Genomic DNA, 16,094 nt, shown 5'->3' on the forward strand with positions numbered 1-16,094 from the left:
TCTGGATGAGAATGATCGCGCAACTCTAACTGCTTCGTTCACCATTGGCAACATCACGTCGATGCACCAGGGAACCATGCGAGTAGGTCGCCGCGACGGTGCGGTCGTCGCCCAGCAGCGCCAGCGCGAACAGCAATTCTTCCAGCGAGTTGCAGTGACTTGTCCTGCGCGCCAGCAGCGGTGTCGCTTCGCGATCCAGCACCACGAAGTCGGCTTCCAGGCCGGGCTGGAAACTGCCGATCGTGTCTTCCAGGCGCATGCTGCGCGCCGCGCCCAGGGTGGCGAGGTAGAACATGCGCAGCGCCGGCAGGTAGCTGCCTTTCAGGCGCGCGACCTTGTAGGCTTCGTTCATGGTCTGCAGCATCGAGAACGAGGTGCCGGCGCCGACGTCGGTGCCCAGCGACAGCAGCGCACGCGCGCTGTCGGCGCGCTCGAAGTCGAACAGGCCGCTGCCCAGGAACAGGTTCGAGGTCGGGCACACGGCGGCGGCCGAGCCGGTGGCCGCCATCCGCGCAAAGTCTTCGTCATCGAGCCAGATGCAGTGGCCGAACAGCGCGCGCGGACGCATCAGGCCGAAACGTTCATACACATCGAGATAGCTGCGCGCCTGCGGGAACAGCTCATTGACCCATTTGCACTCGTCCTTGTTCTCGGACACGTGGGTCTGGATGAAGGTGTCCGGATAACGCGCGGCCAGCTCGCCGGTCAGGCGCAGCTGGACGTCGGTCGAGGTCGGGGCGAAGCGCGGCGTGATCGCGTACAGTGATCGTCCACGCTTGTGCCATTTGTTGATCAGGTCTTCGCTTTGCCCCAAATCGCCTTCGAGATCGCGCAAGAAGTCGGGGCAGTTGCGGTCCATCAGCACCTTGCCGGCCACCATGCGCAAGTTGCGCGCTTCGCTGGCTTCAAAGAACGCGTCGACCGATTGCGGATGCACGGTGCAGTACACCACCGCGGTGGTGGTACCGCAGCGCAGCAGCTCGTCGAGGAAGAACTCGGCGGTGGCGCGCGCGTGTGCCGGGTCGTCGAAGCGGCGCTCGCTCGGGAAGGTATAGGTCTCCAGCCATGGCAGCAGGCCGGGCGACGGCGAGGCGATCATGTCGGTCTGCGGGTAATGCAGGTGCGTGTCGATGAAGCCGGGGGCGATCACCTTGCCGCGGTAGTCGACCGGCTCCAGGCCGGGCGGCAAGGTCGAGACCAGCGCGGAATGGTCGCCCGCAGCCCTGACCTTGCCATCCTCGATGACCAGCAGGCCGTCTTCATGCCACAGCGCGGCCTGGTCGTCGAAGGCCGGGTCGGCGCGAAAGTGCAGCAAGCTCGCACGGTAGGCTTGCAGATTGGGTGATGCGGTGGACATTACGTGAGTTCCGGTTGTTCTTCGGGGTGGTGAGCTGCTTCCCATACGGCGAGCAGCTGGGCCGCGACGGACGCGGCGATCACGGCTGGGGCCTTGCCTGTGACGCCGGGCAGGCCGATCGGGCACACCATGTCGTTGATGCGCGCGGCGTCGACGCCGCACTCTTGCAGGCGCGCCTCGAACTGGCTGCGCTTCGTATGCGATCCTATCAGACCGAACCAATCCCTGCCGGGACGCGACAGAATGGCGTGGCACAGGCGCAGATCCAGGGCGTGGCTGTGGGTCATGACCAGGAAGCTGGCGCCGGGGTCGGCTTGTTCGACCAGCGCTTCCGGGGTGTCGGTTGCCTCCACCGTCACATTGGCGGGGACGTCGGCCGGGAACAGGTCGTCGCGTTCGTCGACCCAGGTGACACGGCAGGGCAAGGGTGCCAGCGCGGCTACGATGGCAGCCCCGACGTGGCCGGCGCCGAACAGCAGCAGGTGCTCGCGCGGAGCGAGGACGGCGTCCAGCAGCCAGCGCCGGCCGCCCTCGCCTTCCACCACGCGCGTGCCGCGTTCCGTCGCAAAGGCGGGTGTCGTGGCCGCGCCGGCGAGGTGGCTGCCCGCGTCGTCGAGCAGCGTCCATTCGACCGCGCCGTCGAGCGCGACCAGGCGCCATGTGTCCTGGCGGCGGCGCGCGCGCAGCACGTCCACCTGTTCGGCTTCCATGCGCTCGAACGCGAGCCAGGCCACGCCGCCGCAGCACTGGCCCAGGCTCGGGCCAAGTGCAAAGCGTTCGAAGCGGCGCGCTTCACCGAACTGCAGCATGGCGCGCGCGATGTCCAGGGCGCGGTGCTCGAGATGGCCGCCGCCGATGGTGCCGTCGAAATCCCCGGCGCGCACGCGCATCCTGGCGCCCGGTTCACGCGGCGCCGAGCCTTTCACGGCGGCGACGGTAACCAGGATCGCAGCCTCCCCCTCGCGCTTGTCGAGCCAGTCGTTCACGATGCGCGCGCCTCGACGAAGGCGATCGCCTCCAGGATTTCCTCCGACGTCGCCGGCGCGTTCAGTGGTGGGTTGACCTTGTGTTCGCCCACGCTCGAGATGGCGTCGCGGATCGCGAAGAACACCGAGAACGGCAGCAGCAGCGGCGGCTCGCCGACCGCCTTCGAGCGGTGGATGCTGTCCTCGACATTGGCGTTGTCGAACAGGCGTACCCGAAAATCCTCGGGACAATCGGAGATGGCAGGGATCTTGTAGGTCGACGGCGCATGCGTCATGAGCTTGCCGGCCGGGTTCCACCACAATTCTTCGGTCGTCAGCCAACCCATGCCCTGGATGAAGGCTCCTTCGACCTGGCCGATGTCGATCGCCGGGTTGAGCGAACGGCCGGCGTCGTACAGCGCATCGACCCGCAACAGCTTCCATTCGCCGGTGAGCGTATCGACCACGACCTCGGACACCGCCGCGCCGTAGGCGAAGTAGTAAAACGGGCGCCCGGTCATCGTCTTCGGATCCCAGTGCAGGCCAGGGGTCGCATAAAAGCCGTCGGACCACAGTTGCACCCGCGCCAGGTAGGCCTTGGCCACCAGTTCCTCGAACGGCAGCGTCATGCCGGCCACGAATACGGTACCGGCCGCGAAGCGCACTTCGCTGGACTGGCCGCCGTATTGCACTGCCGCGAAATCCGCCAGGCGCGCGCGGATCTTGCGCGCCGCATCCTGGGCCGCCTTGCCGTTCAGGTCGGCGCCGGTGGACGCGGCCGTGGCCGAGGTGTTGGCGACCTTGGACGTGTTGGTGGCGGTGGCGCGCACGCGGACCAGTTCCACCCCCAGCTCGTGCGCCACCACCTGCATCACCTTGGTGTTGATGCCCTGTCCCATCTCGGTGCCGCCATGGTTGACCAGCACCGAGCCGTCCACATAGACGTGCACCAGCGCGCCGGCCTGGTTCAGGTGGGTGACGTTGAAGGCGATGCCGAACTTGAGCGGCGTGAGCGCCAAGCCTTTTTTCAACACCGGGCTGCTGCCGTTGTAGTCGGCGATGGCGGCGCGGCGGGCGCGGTAGTCGCTGTCGGTTTCCAGCTCGGCCACCAGTTCGTGGATCACGTTGTCGACGATCTGCTGGCCGAAGGGCGTGACGTTGCGGTCTTGTGTGCCGTAGAAGTTCAGGCGCCGGATGTCGAGCGCATCGCGCCCGAGGTTGCGCGCGATCTCGTCGATCACGTATTCGATGGCGATCGCCCCCTGCGGCCCGCCGAAGCCGCGGAATGCCGTGTTCGACTGGGTATTGGTCTTGCCGCAGGCAGCCAGGATCTCGACGTCGGACAGGTAATAGGCGTTGTCGAAGTGGCAGACGGCGCGCGTGGCCACGGGGCCCGACAGGTCGGCCGAGTAGCCGGCGCGCGTGACCATGTCGACCTTCGCCGCCAGGATGCGGCCTTCAATGTCGTAGCCGACCTCGTATTCGTAGTGGAAGCAGTGGCGCTTGCCGGTTACCAGCATATCGTCGTCGCGGTCGGCGCGCAGCTTGACCGGGCGCCCGGTACGCACGGCGGCGATGCCGGCCGCCGCGGCCCACAGCGCCGACTGCGATTCCTTGCCACCGAAGCCCCCGCCCATGCGTCGGCACTCGACCGTCACGTGGTGCGAATGCAGGCCGAGCGCATGCGCGACCACGTGCTGCATCTCGCTCGGGTGCTGGGTCGAGCAATACACATGCATGCCGCGGTCCTCGCCCGGGATCGCATAGGCGATTTGCCCCTCGAGGTAGAACTGTTCCTGGCCGCCCACATACAGCTCGCCCCTGACCGTGTGCGGCGCGCGCGCGAATGCCTGGGCGGCGTCGCCGCGGGCCAGGCGCATCGGCGGCAGCACATATGAGGCAGCGGCGCGCGCCTCTTGCGGCGTGAGGATCGCCGGCAGGTCGTCGTAGTCGACCACGGCCAGGCGCGCCGCGCGGCGGGCGTTGTCGTGGCTGTCGGCGACGACGATGAAGATCGGCTGGCCCACGTACTGGACCAGGCCGTCGGCCAGGATCGGATCGTCGTGGACGATCGGGCCGCAATCGTTCAGGCCGGGGATGTCGCGCGCCGTCAGGACGGCGACCACGCCGCGGCTGGCCGCTACTTTCTCCAGGTCGATCGCCTTGATCCGCGCATGCGCGCGCGCCGACAGGCCCAGCGCCGCGTGCAGGGTGCCGGCCAGTTCGGCGATGTCGTCGGTATAGGTGGCCTGGCCGCGCACGTGCAGCTCGGCCGATTCGTGCTTGCGGGCGCGGCCGACTTCGGCCCAGGCATCCGTGCGTTTCAAGCCAGCGTCGTTCATGCTCGTCTCCTCACCCGCGCGCGAAGGCATTGACCGCGCTGGCCGGCAATGGATTGTCCACGCGCGTCTCGAGCCAGAAGCGGCGCAGCAGGTTCTGCGCGGTGCGCATGCGGTAGCTGCCCGAGGCGCGCGCATCGCTCAAGGGCGCATAGTCGCGGCCGAGCGCTTCCATCGCCGCGCGCAAGGCGTCTTCGCTCCAGGGCTGGCCGCGCAACGCGGCTTCGGCCTCGCCGGCGCGCTTCGGCGTGGCGGCCATGCCGCCGAAGGCGATACGGGCATCGACGATGGTCCCGCCATCGAGCGTCACGGCAAAGGCGGCGCACACCGCCGAGATGTCCTGGTCGAAGCGCTTGGCCAGTTTATAGGTGCGAAAGCGCCGGTCTGCGCGCGGCAGCGGCACCCGCACGGCCTGCACGAACTCGCCCGCACGCAGGTCTTTCTGCTGGTAGCCGAGATAGAAGTCTTCCAGCGCCAGCACACGGACACCATCGGGGCCGCGCAAGACCACCTGGCTGCCCAGCGCGATCAGCCACGGCATCGAATCGCCGATCGGCGAGCCGTTGGCGACGTTGCCACCCAGGGTGCCGGCGTTGCGGATCGGCAGCGATGCGAAGCGCTGCCACAGTTCGGAGAGCTCGAGCGGATAGCGTTCGCACAGCGCCGCATAGGCATCCTGCAGCGAGACGCCGGCGCCGATTTCCAGCATGCCTGCCTCTTCGCCCACGCTCTTGAGCGCCTCGACCTGGCCCAGGTAGATGACGTCACCCAGCTCGCGCATCTGCTTGGTGACCCACAGGCCGACGTCGGTCGAACCGGCCAGCAGCAAGGCGGCGGGATGTTCTGTGCGCAGGCGCACCAGTTCGTCCAGCGTGCGCGGCACGTGGAAGCGCCGGCCATGGGCCGTGTAGCTGAAAGCCTGGCTGCGCTGCAGGCCGCGCAGGCGCCCGGCCAACGCCGTCCGGTCGAAGGCGACCGCCGGCAGCTCGGCCATGCGGCGCGCGGCATCGATGATGGGGCGGTAGCCGGTGCAGCGGCATAGATTGCCCGACAGTGCGTCGTCGATCTCGCAGCGCTGCGGTGCGCGGCCTTCGTGCTTGAGGTACATGCCCCACAGCGACATCGCGAAGCCCGGCGTGCAGAAGCCGCACTGGGAACCGTGGCACTCGACCAGCGCCTGCTGCACCGGGTGCAGCGCACCATCGGCCTGGGCCAGGTCTTCGACCGTGAACAGCGCCTTGCCGTCGAGCGTGGGCGTGAACTGGATGCAGGCGTTGACCGTCCTGAGCGCCAGCTCGCCGCCTTCGAGCGAACCCACCACCACCGTGCAGGCGCCGCAGTCGCCTTCGGCGCAGCCTTCCTTGGTGCCGGTGCAGCGCAGATCCTCCCGCAGGTGCTGCAGGATGGTTTGCGTCGGCGGCGCATCGCGCAGTTCGCGCACCTCGCCACGGAAGAGGAATCGGATCGGTTCTGACATGCCTGGTAGTGAATGCAGCTTAACTGTTCGCCAAGGGCGGAAGGCTACCATCCAGCGATCGCCTTGCTATAACGAAATTACGATATTGAATATACGTAAATTCATATATTAACGCCGGACGCTTTCACGTGTCACTTTACATAAGGATGCACCGTTTTCCAGTGATTGGCGATATCGATCCGGCGCGCCACCCAGACCCGCTCATGCCGTGCCACGTAATCGAGGAAACGGGCCAGCGCCGCGGCCCGTCCAGGCCGCCCGGCCAGGCGGCAGTGCAGGCCGATCGACAGCATCTTGGGCCGGTCCACGCCATCCGGGTCGCCCTCCGCGTAGAGCACGTCGAAGGCGTCCTTCAGGTAATCGAAGAACTGGGCGCCGGAATTGAAGCCCTGGGCGGTGGCAAAGCGCATATCGTTGGTGTCGAGCGCATACGGCACCACCAGGTGCGGCACCTTGAGAGCGCCTTCCGGCCTGGCTGTCTCGACCAGCTGCCAGAACGGCAGGTCGTCGCCATAATGGTCGGCATCGTAGGCAAAGCCGCCATGCTCGACCACCAGCCGGCGTGTATTGGGCGAATCGCGTCCCGTGTACCAGCCCAGCGGCGCGGCGCCGGTCAAGCCGCGCATGATCTCGACCGCTGCCTGCATGTGGGCGCGTTCGGTCGCTTCGTCGACGGCCTGGTACGAGATCCAGCGCAGGCCGTGGCAGGCGATCTCGTGCCCCAGTTCGCGAAATGCCGCGACCGCATCAGGATTGCGTTCGAGCGCCTGCGCCACGCCGAACACGGTCAGGGGCAGCCGGCGCTGCTCGAATAGCCGCAGCAAGCGCCACAGCCCGGCGCGCGCACCGTACTCGTACAGCGACTCCATGCTCATGTGGCGCGCCGGGAATGCACTGGCGCCGACGATCTCGGACAGGAAGGTCTCGGACGCCGGGTCGCCATGCAGCACGCAGTTCTCGGCGCCCTCTTCGTAGTTCAGCACGAACTGCAGGGCGACGCGTGCGCCACCGGGCCAGCGCGGGTGTGGCGGATGGCGGCCGTAGCCGGCCAGGTCGCGTGGATAGGAATCGGCCATGACGTCCCTCGACAAGGAAGAATACGCCCGATCATATATTGCAACGACCACAACAGTATATGACCGGGCGCATACGCCGGCCCATGACGCCGATATACGCCTCAGGCGCGCAGGGCTGCGACCAGGCGATCGACCTGCGCTTCTGGCGTGAAGATCGCCGGCGTCACCCGCAGGCAGGCGCCCGAGGCCAAGCCATCGCGCATGACGGCGAACACGCCATGCTCTTGCAGCAGCCGTTTCGACAGCGCGACATTGTCGGCCACTGAGGTCTTGCCGCGCAAGCGGAACGAGGCGATGGCGCTGGCCAGGCGCGGGTCGGGCGATGCCAGCACCTCGATGCCGGCGATCCCGCGCGCCGCCTCCACCCAGCGATTGCGCAAGTGGTGCAGGCGCGCCTGCTTGTTGGCAACGCCGATCCGGGCGTGGAGTTCCAGCGCCAGCGGCAGCGCCAGGTAGGCGGCGAAGTTGACGGTGCCGGTATGCACCCGGGTGCGGATGTCGTCACCCTCCTTCTCGCCCATGTACGGATCGATATCGGCCACCCTGCCGCGCCGGATATAGATCGCCCCCACGCCCACCGGCGCCCCGATCCACTTGTGCAGGTTGATGCCGGCGTAGTCGCAGCCCAGGTCGGGGATGCGCATGTCGAGCTGGCCGAAGCCATGCGCCGTGTCGACGATGACGCCGATGCCGCGCTCGCGCGCCATGCGCGTGATCTCGGCCACCGGCATCACCATGCCGTTGCGGTGGTTGACGTGGGTGAGCAGCATCATCTTGAGCTTCGGATAGCGGTCCATCGCATGCGCATAGCAGTCGATCAGGGACTGGACGGTGGCCGAGGCGGCGTCGGGCGCCGCGATCTTCACCACCTCGACACCGCGCCGCTCCTTGAGCCAGCCCATGGTCGTGATCATATTGTCGTAGTCGACGTCGGCGCACAGCACGGTGTCGCCCGGCCGCAGCCGGTTGTAGCCGCCGATCAGCGCCTGCAGCGCCTCGGTGGCGCCGCGCGTGAGCACGATCTCGTCGCGTTCCACGCCCAGCGCCTGGGCGACCGCCCCACGCGCCGCCTCGTATTCGGGCGGGAAGCGCAGGCGGCCGTAATAGGCGTTGCCGTGGTTGACCTGGGCGATGTGGCGCTGGTAGGCCTCGGTCACCGGACGCGCCATCGAGCCCCAGTAGCCGTTGTCGAGCATCGCCACCTCGTCGGTGACGTCGTAGTGCGCGGCCACGCGGCCCCAATAGGTGTTGTCGCGCGCCAGCGCGGCTGGCGCCAGCGCCGGCGGGGCCAGGTCAGGCAAGCTCGAGCCCGCCGCGCCGGCCGGCGCCAGCGGCGCAGCCAGCGGCAGCACCGCGCCGGCCCGCAGCCAGGCCCGTCGTTGCAGGTCGGGCTGGCTCAAAACTTCACCGTATAGTCGAGGTACAGGTTGCGGCCATCGGTGTCGTACGGCGCATTGCGCGAGTAGACCAGGCCGCGGCTGGCCTGGAACACCGCTTCGTCGGGATACTTGTCGAACACATTGTCGACGCCGAAGCGCAGGGTCTGTTTCGGCGTGAGCTTGTAGCTCAGCGCCGCGTCGAAGAAGCGGATTGCCCCGAAGCGCTGGAAGATGTCGCCGGTTGCATTGCCGGTGCTGTCGGTCCAGGCGCCGTAGTGGCGCATGCGGCCCAGCGCGCTCCAGGCGCCGCGCTCGTAGCTTGCACTGACGGTCGCCTTCTGGCGCGGCAGGCGGTCTTCGAAGATCGTGCGCTGCGTAAGGTTGGACGCCACGGCGGTGCTGCCATCGTCCACCCTGGTCTTGTTGTAGTTGTAGGCCAGGGTCAGGTTCAGCCGGCCGTCGGCGACGCGGCTCAGGTGATTGGCCACGAGGTCGATGCCTTGCGTGGTGGTGTCGAAGTCGTTGGTGAAGTAGTTGACCGAGGTGTAGCGCAGCGGATTGGGCATCCCGGCCGGTACCGCGAACGAGGCCGAGGTGCTGAAGCGGTCGCGCAGCTCGATCCGGTACAGGTCGACCGATCCCGACAGGCCCATCGCGCCCTTCCAGGTCAGGCCCAGCGACAGGTTGTCCGATTCCTCGGGCGTGAGCGGCTTGGCGCCGAGCGCCACGGCGATCGGATCGCCCGTGGACAGCCGGCCGCTGGTGAACACCAGCAGGGTGCGGGTGTCCAGTCCCTGGCTGGTGCTGCTGGTATTCAGTTGGCCCGGGGTCGGCGCGCGGAAGCCCGTCGAGAACGAGCCGCGCACGGCGACGTCGGGCGTGAATTCGTAGCGCGCCGACAGCTTGCCGTTGACGCTGTCGCCGAATTCCGAGAAGTCTTCGTAGCGCAGCGCGGCGCCAACCGACAGGCGCTCGGTGAGCGGCACTTCGACGTCGACGTAGGCGGCGTAGCTGTCCTGGTCCCAGCGGCCAGCCTGGCGGTCACTGAAGCCTGGTGCGCCGTTGGCGCTCGGATCGAGCCCGAAGGCGGCGCCGGGGCCGACCGCATACGAGGCCGCCTCGCCGGCCCGCACGCCATAGCGCTCGTTGCGGTACTCGAGGCCGAAGCCGACGTTGACCGGCCGCGCCAGCGCCGCCACATTCCACTCGTAGTTGAAGTTGGCGTTGACCAGCTTTTCTTCCTGGGTCAGGCGGCCCAGGTCGAACGAGGTCGGGCTGGCCGGGCCGAGCGAAGCGTTGATCGAGTTGTGCAGGCCGTAGTCGATGCGGTTGCGGCCATACGACGCGCTGACATCCCACGCCAGCGCATCGGTAAAGCGGCCGCGCACGCCGGCCAGCACCTGCAGGTCGTCCTGCTCATTGGTGTATTGCGGGCTGAAGCCGGTCGGATAGATGCTGCGCACGTCCCAGCCGGGGAAGGCGGTCGTCTTGTTGTACACGCTGCCGCTGGTATCGGGATTGCGCCAGTTGAAGTCGGACACGCCTTCGCTGCGGCCGAACAGGCCATGGCCATAGGCCTCGGTATCGCCACCCAGGCCAATGCTGGCGTTATAGCCGATGCGCTGGCTTTCCAGCTCGGGCTGGCCCCAGCGCTGCACCGGATTCGGCACCTGCAGCCCGGGATGGGCGGCCTGGAAGTCGATCGCGTCCTGGCGCTGGCGGGTGCGCGAGGTCGGGTCGGCGTCGGATGCTTCGGCGAACAGGTTGATCTTGCCGCTGTCGCCGAAGGCGAAGCCGTAGCGGGCGCGCACGGTATTGGTCTTGCCGTCGTTCTCGCCATATTGCGAATGCTGGGCATTGATCTCGCCGCCGACCGTGTCGTCGAGGATGATGTTGATGACGCCGGCGATCGCATCGGAACCATATTGGGCCGAAGCGCCGTCGCGCAGCACTTCGATGCGCTTGATGCCGCTGGTCGGGATCTGCGCCATGTCGGCCGCCTGCGAGCCGCGCGCGCCGAGGAAGGCGCTGCGGTGGAAGCGCTTGCCGTTGACCAGCACCAGCGTCTGGTCCGGCGACAAGCCGCGCAGGGTGGCGGGCCGCACGAAGACCTGGCCATCGGCCATCGGCAGGCGCTGCACCACATACGAAGGCACGAGCTGGGCCAGCACGTCGTTCAGGTCGTCCGACTCGACGGCCGCGATCTCTTCGCGGCTGAAGACGTCGACCGGGGCCAGGGTGTCGAACTGGGTGCGGTTGCTGGCGCGGGTGCCGGTCACGATCACGGCTTGCGGCTCGGCCGGGGCGGCGAGCGCGAGGGCCTGGGTGGCAGGGGTGTTCTGGGCATGCACACCAACCAGTGCATGGGCGACGCACAGCGCGGCGGCGCTGGCGATCTGATGTCGTTTGGTCTTCATTGCGGTCTTCAGGTTGGATGAAAGAGCTGCCGCGTTCCGCATATTGAATGCGGATTTGGCAAGCCGATAGCCTAAAGATGCAATATTTCGTGAGTATGAAGCAGATCGCCGCATCACGAAATGACGTGAAAATACGCGAATGATCCTGCGGTCGGCCTATGGAACAGCGGCAGGCTTCATTTTCACGGCATCGAAGAACCATCCATCCCAGGCGATGACCAATCGATTTGGTTTTTTGATGAAAACTGTCGTGCAGCTCAGGTCGACGACCGTCACCGGATTTGGAAGCTTCAACTTCTCTGCGCTTGCGTGAAACTCCTTGCGCAGGAATCTACTGGGTTCCACCCGTTCGGCTGCGAAATCCGACGGACCGCACTCGCGCGCGCCGAAGTGGACGGCATCTTTGGTGATTTTGAATACCTTGCCTACCAGCTGGCGTGCTTCCTTCTCGTCGATGGAAGTAATCTCGGCGCCGTCGAGCGCCGCGGTCAACTTCCATTCACCGGTCACCGCATGTCCGTATCCATCGGCAGCCATCGCTGATGCCGAAAGCATCAGCATCGCGGCTAGCCTCGACGCGTGCTTCCACAAATGATGACAAATAATCCGGTCATATATGACTATCATGGCTTCCCTGATTCTCCACTTGGTACAGCGGTGTGCTCAACTCGAAACGGCGCACTTTCCTCTTCCCGCCGCTTGATCAGTCCTGGCGCAACAACATATTTTTTCTTGCCTCCTTCCTTGATCTCGACCTTGATCATGCGTGAGATATTTTCTGCGGCACCAGAGAAGTCGCCTCTATTAATGAATTCAAATGTAGCTCTGGTACCTCGTGCGCCGCGGTTATAGGTGACGCTGCAAAGTGCGTCGAATTGTTCCTGATTAAGCGGCACTTTCGTATTCCGCCTGACATCATGCTCTGTCTCGGCGACACGTCGCTCGAATTCCAGGTTCACCATGTCGACACTCACCTTCCTCTGCAACTCTTCTTCGGAGCAGACACCCTTGTGCACCAATATGCCCGCGCCCCAAGTACAGTGGCCCTTGTTCTTTCCCATGTCGTTGTAGTACCGATAAACGGCCTTTTCTGTGGCACGTAGTCGTGCTCGAGCAGTTGGGCTCATGTTCATCGACCCGTTGGGATTACCGCCTGCATTTTTCGCATGTCGACCAACCATTGTCACTCCACGAAATTTGATTTTCAGCTAAAACTATCAGCTTAAAAAAGACGACTGTTGCGCCATCCCAAACATTACGGACAGCAGGTCAGTACGGCGTCATCTTCCCACTCAAATAAGTGTTTTCCGAGACCGCGTTGGTGCATCGCTCATTTACTTGAGCGTCCTTGTTGACGATGATAGACTGCACATGCAGCCCTAGGCTCTGTCCTCTCCCAACCTCCATACTGGTGACGACGCCAGGTCAGTTTTGGTCCCGCATCGCGGGACCATCCGAATTCAGACAGAACCCGCCAGCTAGCGGGTTCTGTCATTTTCGGCGCCAGGGAACGTTGTCATTGGCCTCGCGTAGAAAGCGCATCGTCTCGCTTATACTCGCGCCATGATCTAACCATCGCCACCTGGCGTCACGAAATTTGGCCGCCTTTCTGGCGCCATACCGAATCGATGGAGGCATGATGGGAAAACTCACCACCCACGTACTCGACACCGCCCACGGCTGCCCCGGCGCCGGTATCAAGCTCGACCTGTACGCGATCGACGACAGCGGACGCACGCTGTTGACAAGCCAGGTAACGAACGACGACGGCCGCTGCTCGGCCCCGCTGCTGGAATCGACCGCGCTGCAGGCCGGCCAGTATGAACTGGTGTTCCACGCCGGCGACTACTATGCCGCACGCGGCGTCGAGCTGCCCTCCCCTCGCTTCCTCGACCGCATCACGCTCGCCTTCGGCATCGCCGACCCCAGCCAGAACTACCACGTGCCCCTGGTCATGACCCCATGGTCGTATTCGACCTATCGCGGCAGCTAGCCAACTTGCGGGCGTCATTTACCGTTGATCGGAAGTAAGATACCGAACAAGACAACGACCAAGAGGGCCATCCCATGCAGCAGACCGCGCCGACCGCGCCGACCGCCACGCCTGTACTTCCAGCCGCCAGCGACGACGACACCGTTCCGGCCTGGCTCGGCCCGACCCGCATCGGCATCGGCCTGGCCCAGGGCCTGCTGCTCTACCTGCTGTACACGGCGGCGCAGGACAAGTCCTGGCCGGCGACCATGCCGCTGCTGTTCGCCCCGCTGGTCATGCTCGGCGCGCTGCTGCCGGTGATCCTGATCAGCGGCCTTGGCCACATGGCGCGCCGCCAGTTGCTGGCATGGGCGCTGGGCGCGACGGCCGTCATCGCGCTGCTGGCCGTGTACGACGTCTGGCGCCGCACCGGCGTGACGGGCTGGGAAAGCGCGAAGCCCTCCGGCGTGCTCACATTCTGCCTGGCGGCCGGCTTTTTCATCGCCCATGCGCTGGTGCTGGCGGGCAGCCGCGAGCGGCGCCGCATCGCGCCCTATGCCAGCTATTTCGAGGTCGCCTGGAAGCTCAACCTGCAGATCCTGTTCTGCGGCGTGTTCGTGGGCGCCACCTGGATGGTGCTGCAGCTGGGCGCCGCCCTGTTCGACCTGGTGAAACTCGACTTCCTGAGCCAGGCCATCCGCAAGGCCTGGTTCTTCATCCCCGTGACCGCCTTCGCGTTCTCGGTGGCGATGCACCTGACCGACGTCAAGCCCGCCATCGTGCGCGGCATCCGCAACCTGCTGCACGTGCTGCTGTCCTGGATCCTGCCGGTGCTCACCCTGCTGGTGGGGGGCTTTTTGGCCAGCCTGCCGTTCACCGGCCTCGAGCCGCTGTGGGCCACGCGCAGCGCCGCCGGCAGCATGCTCGGCGCCGCGGCGGCCTTCGTCATCCTGATCAATGCCGCCTACCAGGATGGCGCCACGCCGCCGGCGCGCGTGCTTGCCGTCTCGGCCCGCATCGCCAGCCTGCTGCTGGTGCCGCTGACCCTGCTCGCCGCCTATGCCCTCGCCCTGCGCGTGATCGACCACGGCTGGTCGGCCGACCGCGTCATCGCCGCCGCCTGCCTGCTGGTCGCGGCCTGCTATGCCGGCGGCTATGCGGCCGCGGCACTGCGCCGCGGCTGGCTGCGCACGCTGGCCGGCGTGAACATCGCCGCCGCCTTCGTGGTGCTGGCCGTGCTGGCGCTGCTGCTGTCTCCTGTCCTCGACCCGGGCCGCATCGCGGTCAATAGCCAGATGGCGCGCCTGGCCGCGGGCCAGGTCACGCTGCCGCAACTCGATGTCGCCTACCTGTACCACCATGGCGCGCGCTATGGCCGCGCCGCCATCGCGCAGCTGGAAGAATCCGCCAGCGGCCCCGACGCCGGCTGGCTCAAGGTGGAGCTGGCGCGCCTGCGCCAGCCGGGCGACCTCGATGCCGGCGAAGCAGTACCGGACCTGGCCGCCAACCTGCGCGTGTGGCCGGCCGGCACTGCCCTGCCCGCCGGTTTCGTCGGCTTCGAGTGGAAGAAGATCAAGGAACAATATCGCCTGCCCCTGTGCCTGCGCCGCCAGGGAACGATGTGCGACGCCTTCGTGATCGATCTTGGCGGCGATGCGCGGCCCGAGGTCGTGCTGGTCGGCGCCACCAACCACGGCAATGCCGTGCTGCGCCAAGGCGATGGCGACGCGTGGGAGTTCGCCGGAACCGTCCCGGCGATGCTGACCGGTTGCACGCCGCTGCTCGACGCCATGCGTGCCGGCAAGATGCGTTCGATCGCCCCAAGCGTGTCCGACCTGGAGGTCGCCGGCCAGCGGATCGTGATCGGCACCAGCTATACCCGGCCGAAGTGCGGGCCGGAGCCGGACGCGGCCGAAGACGAGATCCTCGAAGAGGACGCCCCGCGCTGAGGAATATTGCTATGCTTGGATGCCCGGAAACCATTGCTGGAGCTGGCGCACCATGGCATTGCACATCGTCCATTTCATCGGCCCGATCAACCACCATTCCGCCTGCACGGTACGCAACTGCTGCCTGGAGGCGTTGCAAAAGGGCGCCACCGAGATCGCCCTGCACATCTCGACCGAGGGCGGCAATATGACGGCCGGCTTCGCGCTTTATTTCTTTTTGAAATCCCTGCCGATCCCGCTCACCACCCACAATATCGGCAGCGTCGAATCGGTCGGCGTGGTGATCTTCTTGGCCGGCCAGAAGCGCTATGCCTGCCCCGGCACGCGCTTCCTGATTCACCCGCTGCACTGGGGCTTCGGCAACCTGGTGGCGGCCGACCATGCGCGTGTGTCGGAATGGCGCGAGTGCCTGGATTTCGATGCCGAACGTTATGCCAGCATCTTCCGCGAGGCCACCCGCGAAGCCGGCCATGAAACCGACATCCGCCCTCACCTGACGGGCCAGGCGCGCATCTATACCGCCGAGGAAGCGGTCGGCGCCGGCATCGTCCACGAGGCGGTGCAGGCCAGGCTGCCGACGGCCGGGCCCACCTGCCACTGGTGGAACTGAGAGCGGCAGATTTGTGTCAGTAGCACCACATCTGTTGGCATTTTTGCGATAAATCTCGCCAATTATTACAAAACTGTTGCTGAGCAAATTGGCCGCTGGATAGAATCACATCCGTCAACGACGGGCGCGCCTGCCTGCTGCCTGGTCAGCGCCCTCTCTCTCAGCAGCCCACGTAACACTCGCAGTACTCCATGAAGAACAATATTTGCGCCACCATGCTGGCGCTCTCCCTGCTCGCGCCTGCGGTTCACGCCCAGGACGTTTCCAATAGCGATGCCAGGCCTCATGCGCGCGCCGACTACACCGCCAGCAACTGGCAGTCGCTGACCCGCGACGCGGCCCGCCCTGACGTAAAAGAACAAGCCGCCACGGAACCGGACCGCCCTTGCGCGCAGTTCCGCATTTCGGATGATATGAACGCGCGCGCCGGCCGCATCGGCCTGTCGGCATTCATGCTCACGAATCACCGCAACGCGGGCGAGACCAGCGCATTGCAACGCCCGGCAGTCATCAATCGCGCAGCCGACCAGGCGTTCGCGGAAGCACCATAAAA

General features: G+C 66.0%; 13 protein-coding genes. 4 read left to right on the forward strand and 9 right to left on the reverse strand.

What is annotated here, in order from left to right:
* Positions 1 to 25: 25 nt before the first annotated feature.
* From guaD to E8M83_RS21290, 9 genes are all read right to left on the reverse strand, one after another.
* Positions 26 to 1,357 carry a guanine deaminase gene (guaD, locus tag E8M83_RS21250; RefSeq protein ID WP_137175348.1) on the reverse strand — a complete coding sequence of 444 codons (1,332 nt, stop codon included), beginning with the start codon at positions 1,355 to 1,357 and terminating at the stop codon, positions 26 to 28.
* Positions 1,357 to 2,343 carry a xanthine dehydrogenase accessory protein XdhC gene (xdhC, locus tag E8M83_RS21255; RefSeq protein WP_170976880.1) on the reverse strand — a complete coding sequence of 329 codons (987 nt, stop codon included), beginning with the start codon at positions 2,341 to 2,343 and terminating at the stop codon, positions 1,357 to 1,359. The genes guaD and xdhC overlap by 1 nt, the downstream gene beginning before the upstream one ends.
* Positions 2,340 to 4,664 (reverse strand): xanthine dehydrogenase molybdopterin binding subunit, encoded by a 2,325-nt coding sequence (gene xdhB, locus E8M83_RS21260; protein WP_137175349.1) that lies wholly within the window; start codon positions 4,662 to 4,664, stop codon positions 2,340 to 2,342. Before xdhB ends, xdhC begins: the two co-directional genes overlap by 4 nt.
* Before the next feature lie 10 nt (positions 4,665 to 4,674).
* Positions 4,675 to 6,138 (reverse strand): xanthine dehydrogenase small subunit, encoded by a 1,464-nt coding sequence (gene xdhA, locus E8M83_RS21265; protein ID WP_137175350.1) that lies wholly within the window; start codon positions 6,136 to 6,138, stop codon positions 4,675 to 4,677.
* Between the two features lie 131 nt (positions 6,139 to 6,269).
* Positions 6,270 to 7,214, reverse strand: a complete 945-nt coding sequence (gene puuE, locus E8M83_RS21270; protein ID WP_137175351.1) for an allantoinase PuuE — start codon at positions 7,212 to 7,214, stop codon at positions 6,270 to 6,272.
* 101 nt (positions 7,215 to 7,315) lie between these two features.
* Positions 7,316 to 8,614, reverse strand: coding sequence for an aminotransferase class V-fold PLP-dependent enzyme (locus E8M83_RS21275; protein WP_137175352.1), 1,299 nt, complete (start codon positions 8,612 to 8,614; stop codon positions 7,316 to 7,318).
* Entirely contained in the window at positions 8,611 to 11,010 is a 2,400-nt protein-coding gene (locus E8M83_RS21280) for a TonB-dependent siderophore receptor (protein WP_137175353.1), read from the reverse strand. Before E8M83_RS21280 ends, E8M83_RS21275 begins: the two co-directional genes overlap by 4 nt.
* 156 nt (positions 11,011 to 11,166) lie before the next feature.
* Positions 11,167 to 11,571: a hypothetical protein gene (locus E8M83_RS21285; RefSeq protein ID WP_137175354.1), complete on the reverse strand. Its 405-nt coding sequence runs from the start codon at positions 11,569 to 11,571 to the stop codon at positions 11,167 to 11,169.
* A 62-nt stretch (positions 11,572 to 11,633) separates the two neighbouring features.
* Complete coding sequence (locus tag E8M83_RS21290) at positions 11,634 to 12,191, reverse strand: lysozyme (protein WP_229491732.1); 558 nt, start codon at positions 12,189 to 12,191, stop codon at positions 11,634 to 11,636.
* A 458-nt stretch (positions 12,192 to 12,649) separates the two neighbouring features.
* On the opposite strand from E8M83_RS21290, the gene uraH reads away from it, so the two are divergent.
* The 4 genes from uraH to E8M83_RS21310 all read left to right on the forward strand — a co-directional run bounded on the left by uraH (position 12,650) and on the right by E8M83_RS21310 (position 16,092).
* On the forward strand, positions 12,650 to 13,003 hold the full coding sequence (gene uraH / locus E8M83_RS21295) for a hydroxyisourate hydrolase (RefSeq protein WP_137175536.1): 354 nt from the start codon (positions 12,650 to 12,652) through the stop codon (positions 13,001 to 13,003).
* Positions 13,004 to 13,077: 74 nt separating this feature from the next.
* Positions 13,078 to 14,931, forward strand: a complete 1,854-nt coding sequence (locus E8M83_RS21300; protein ID WP_137175355.1) for a DUF4153 domain-containing protein — start codon at positions 13,078 to 13,080, stop codon at positions 14,929 to 14,931.
* Between the two features lie 52 nt (positions 14,932 to 14,983).
* Entirely contained in the window at positions 14,984 to 15,541 is a 558-nt protein-coding gene (locus tag E8M83_RS21305) for a ClpP family protease (RefSeq protein ID WP_137175356.1), read from the forward strand.
* 191 nt (positions 15,542 to 15,732) lie between these two features.
* Entirely contained in the window at positions 15,733 to 16,092 is a 360-nt protein-coding gene (locus E8M83_RS21310) for a hypothetical protein (protein ID WP_170976881.1), read from the forward strand.
* Positions 16,093 to 16,094 lie beyond the last annotated feature (2 nt).

The sequence above is a fragment of the Massilia sp. HP4 genome (genome assembly GCF_005222695.1).
Lineage (GTDB): Bacteria > Pseudomonadota > Gammaproteobacteria > Burkholderiales > Burkholderiaceae_D > Telluria.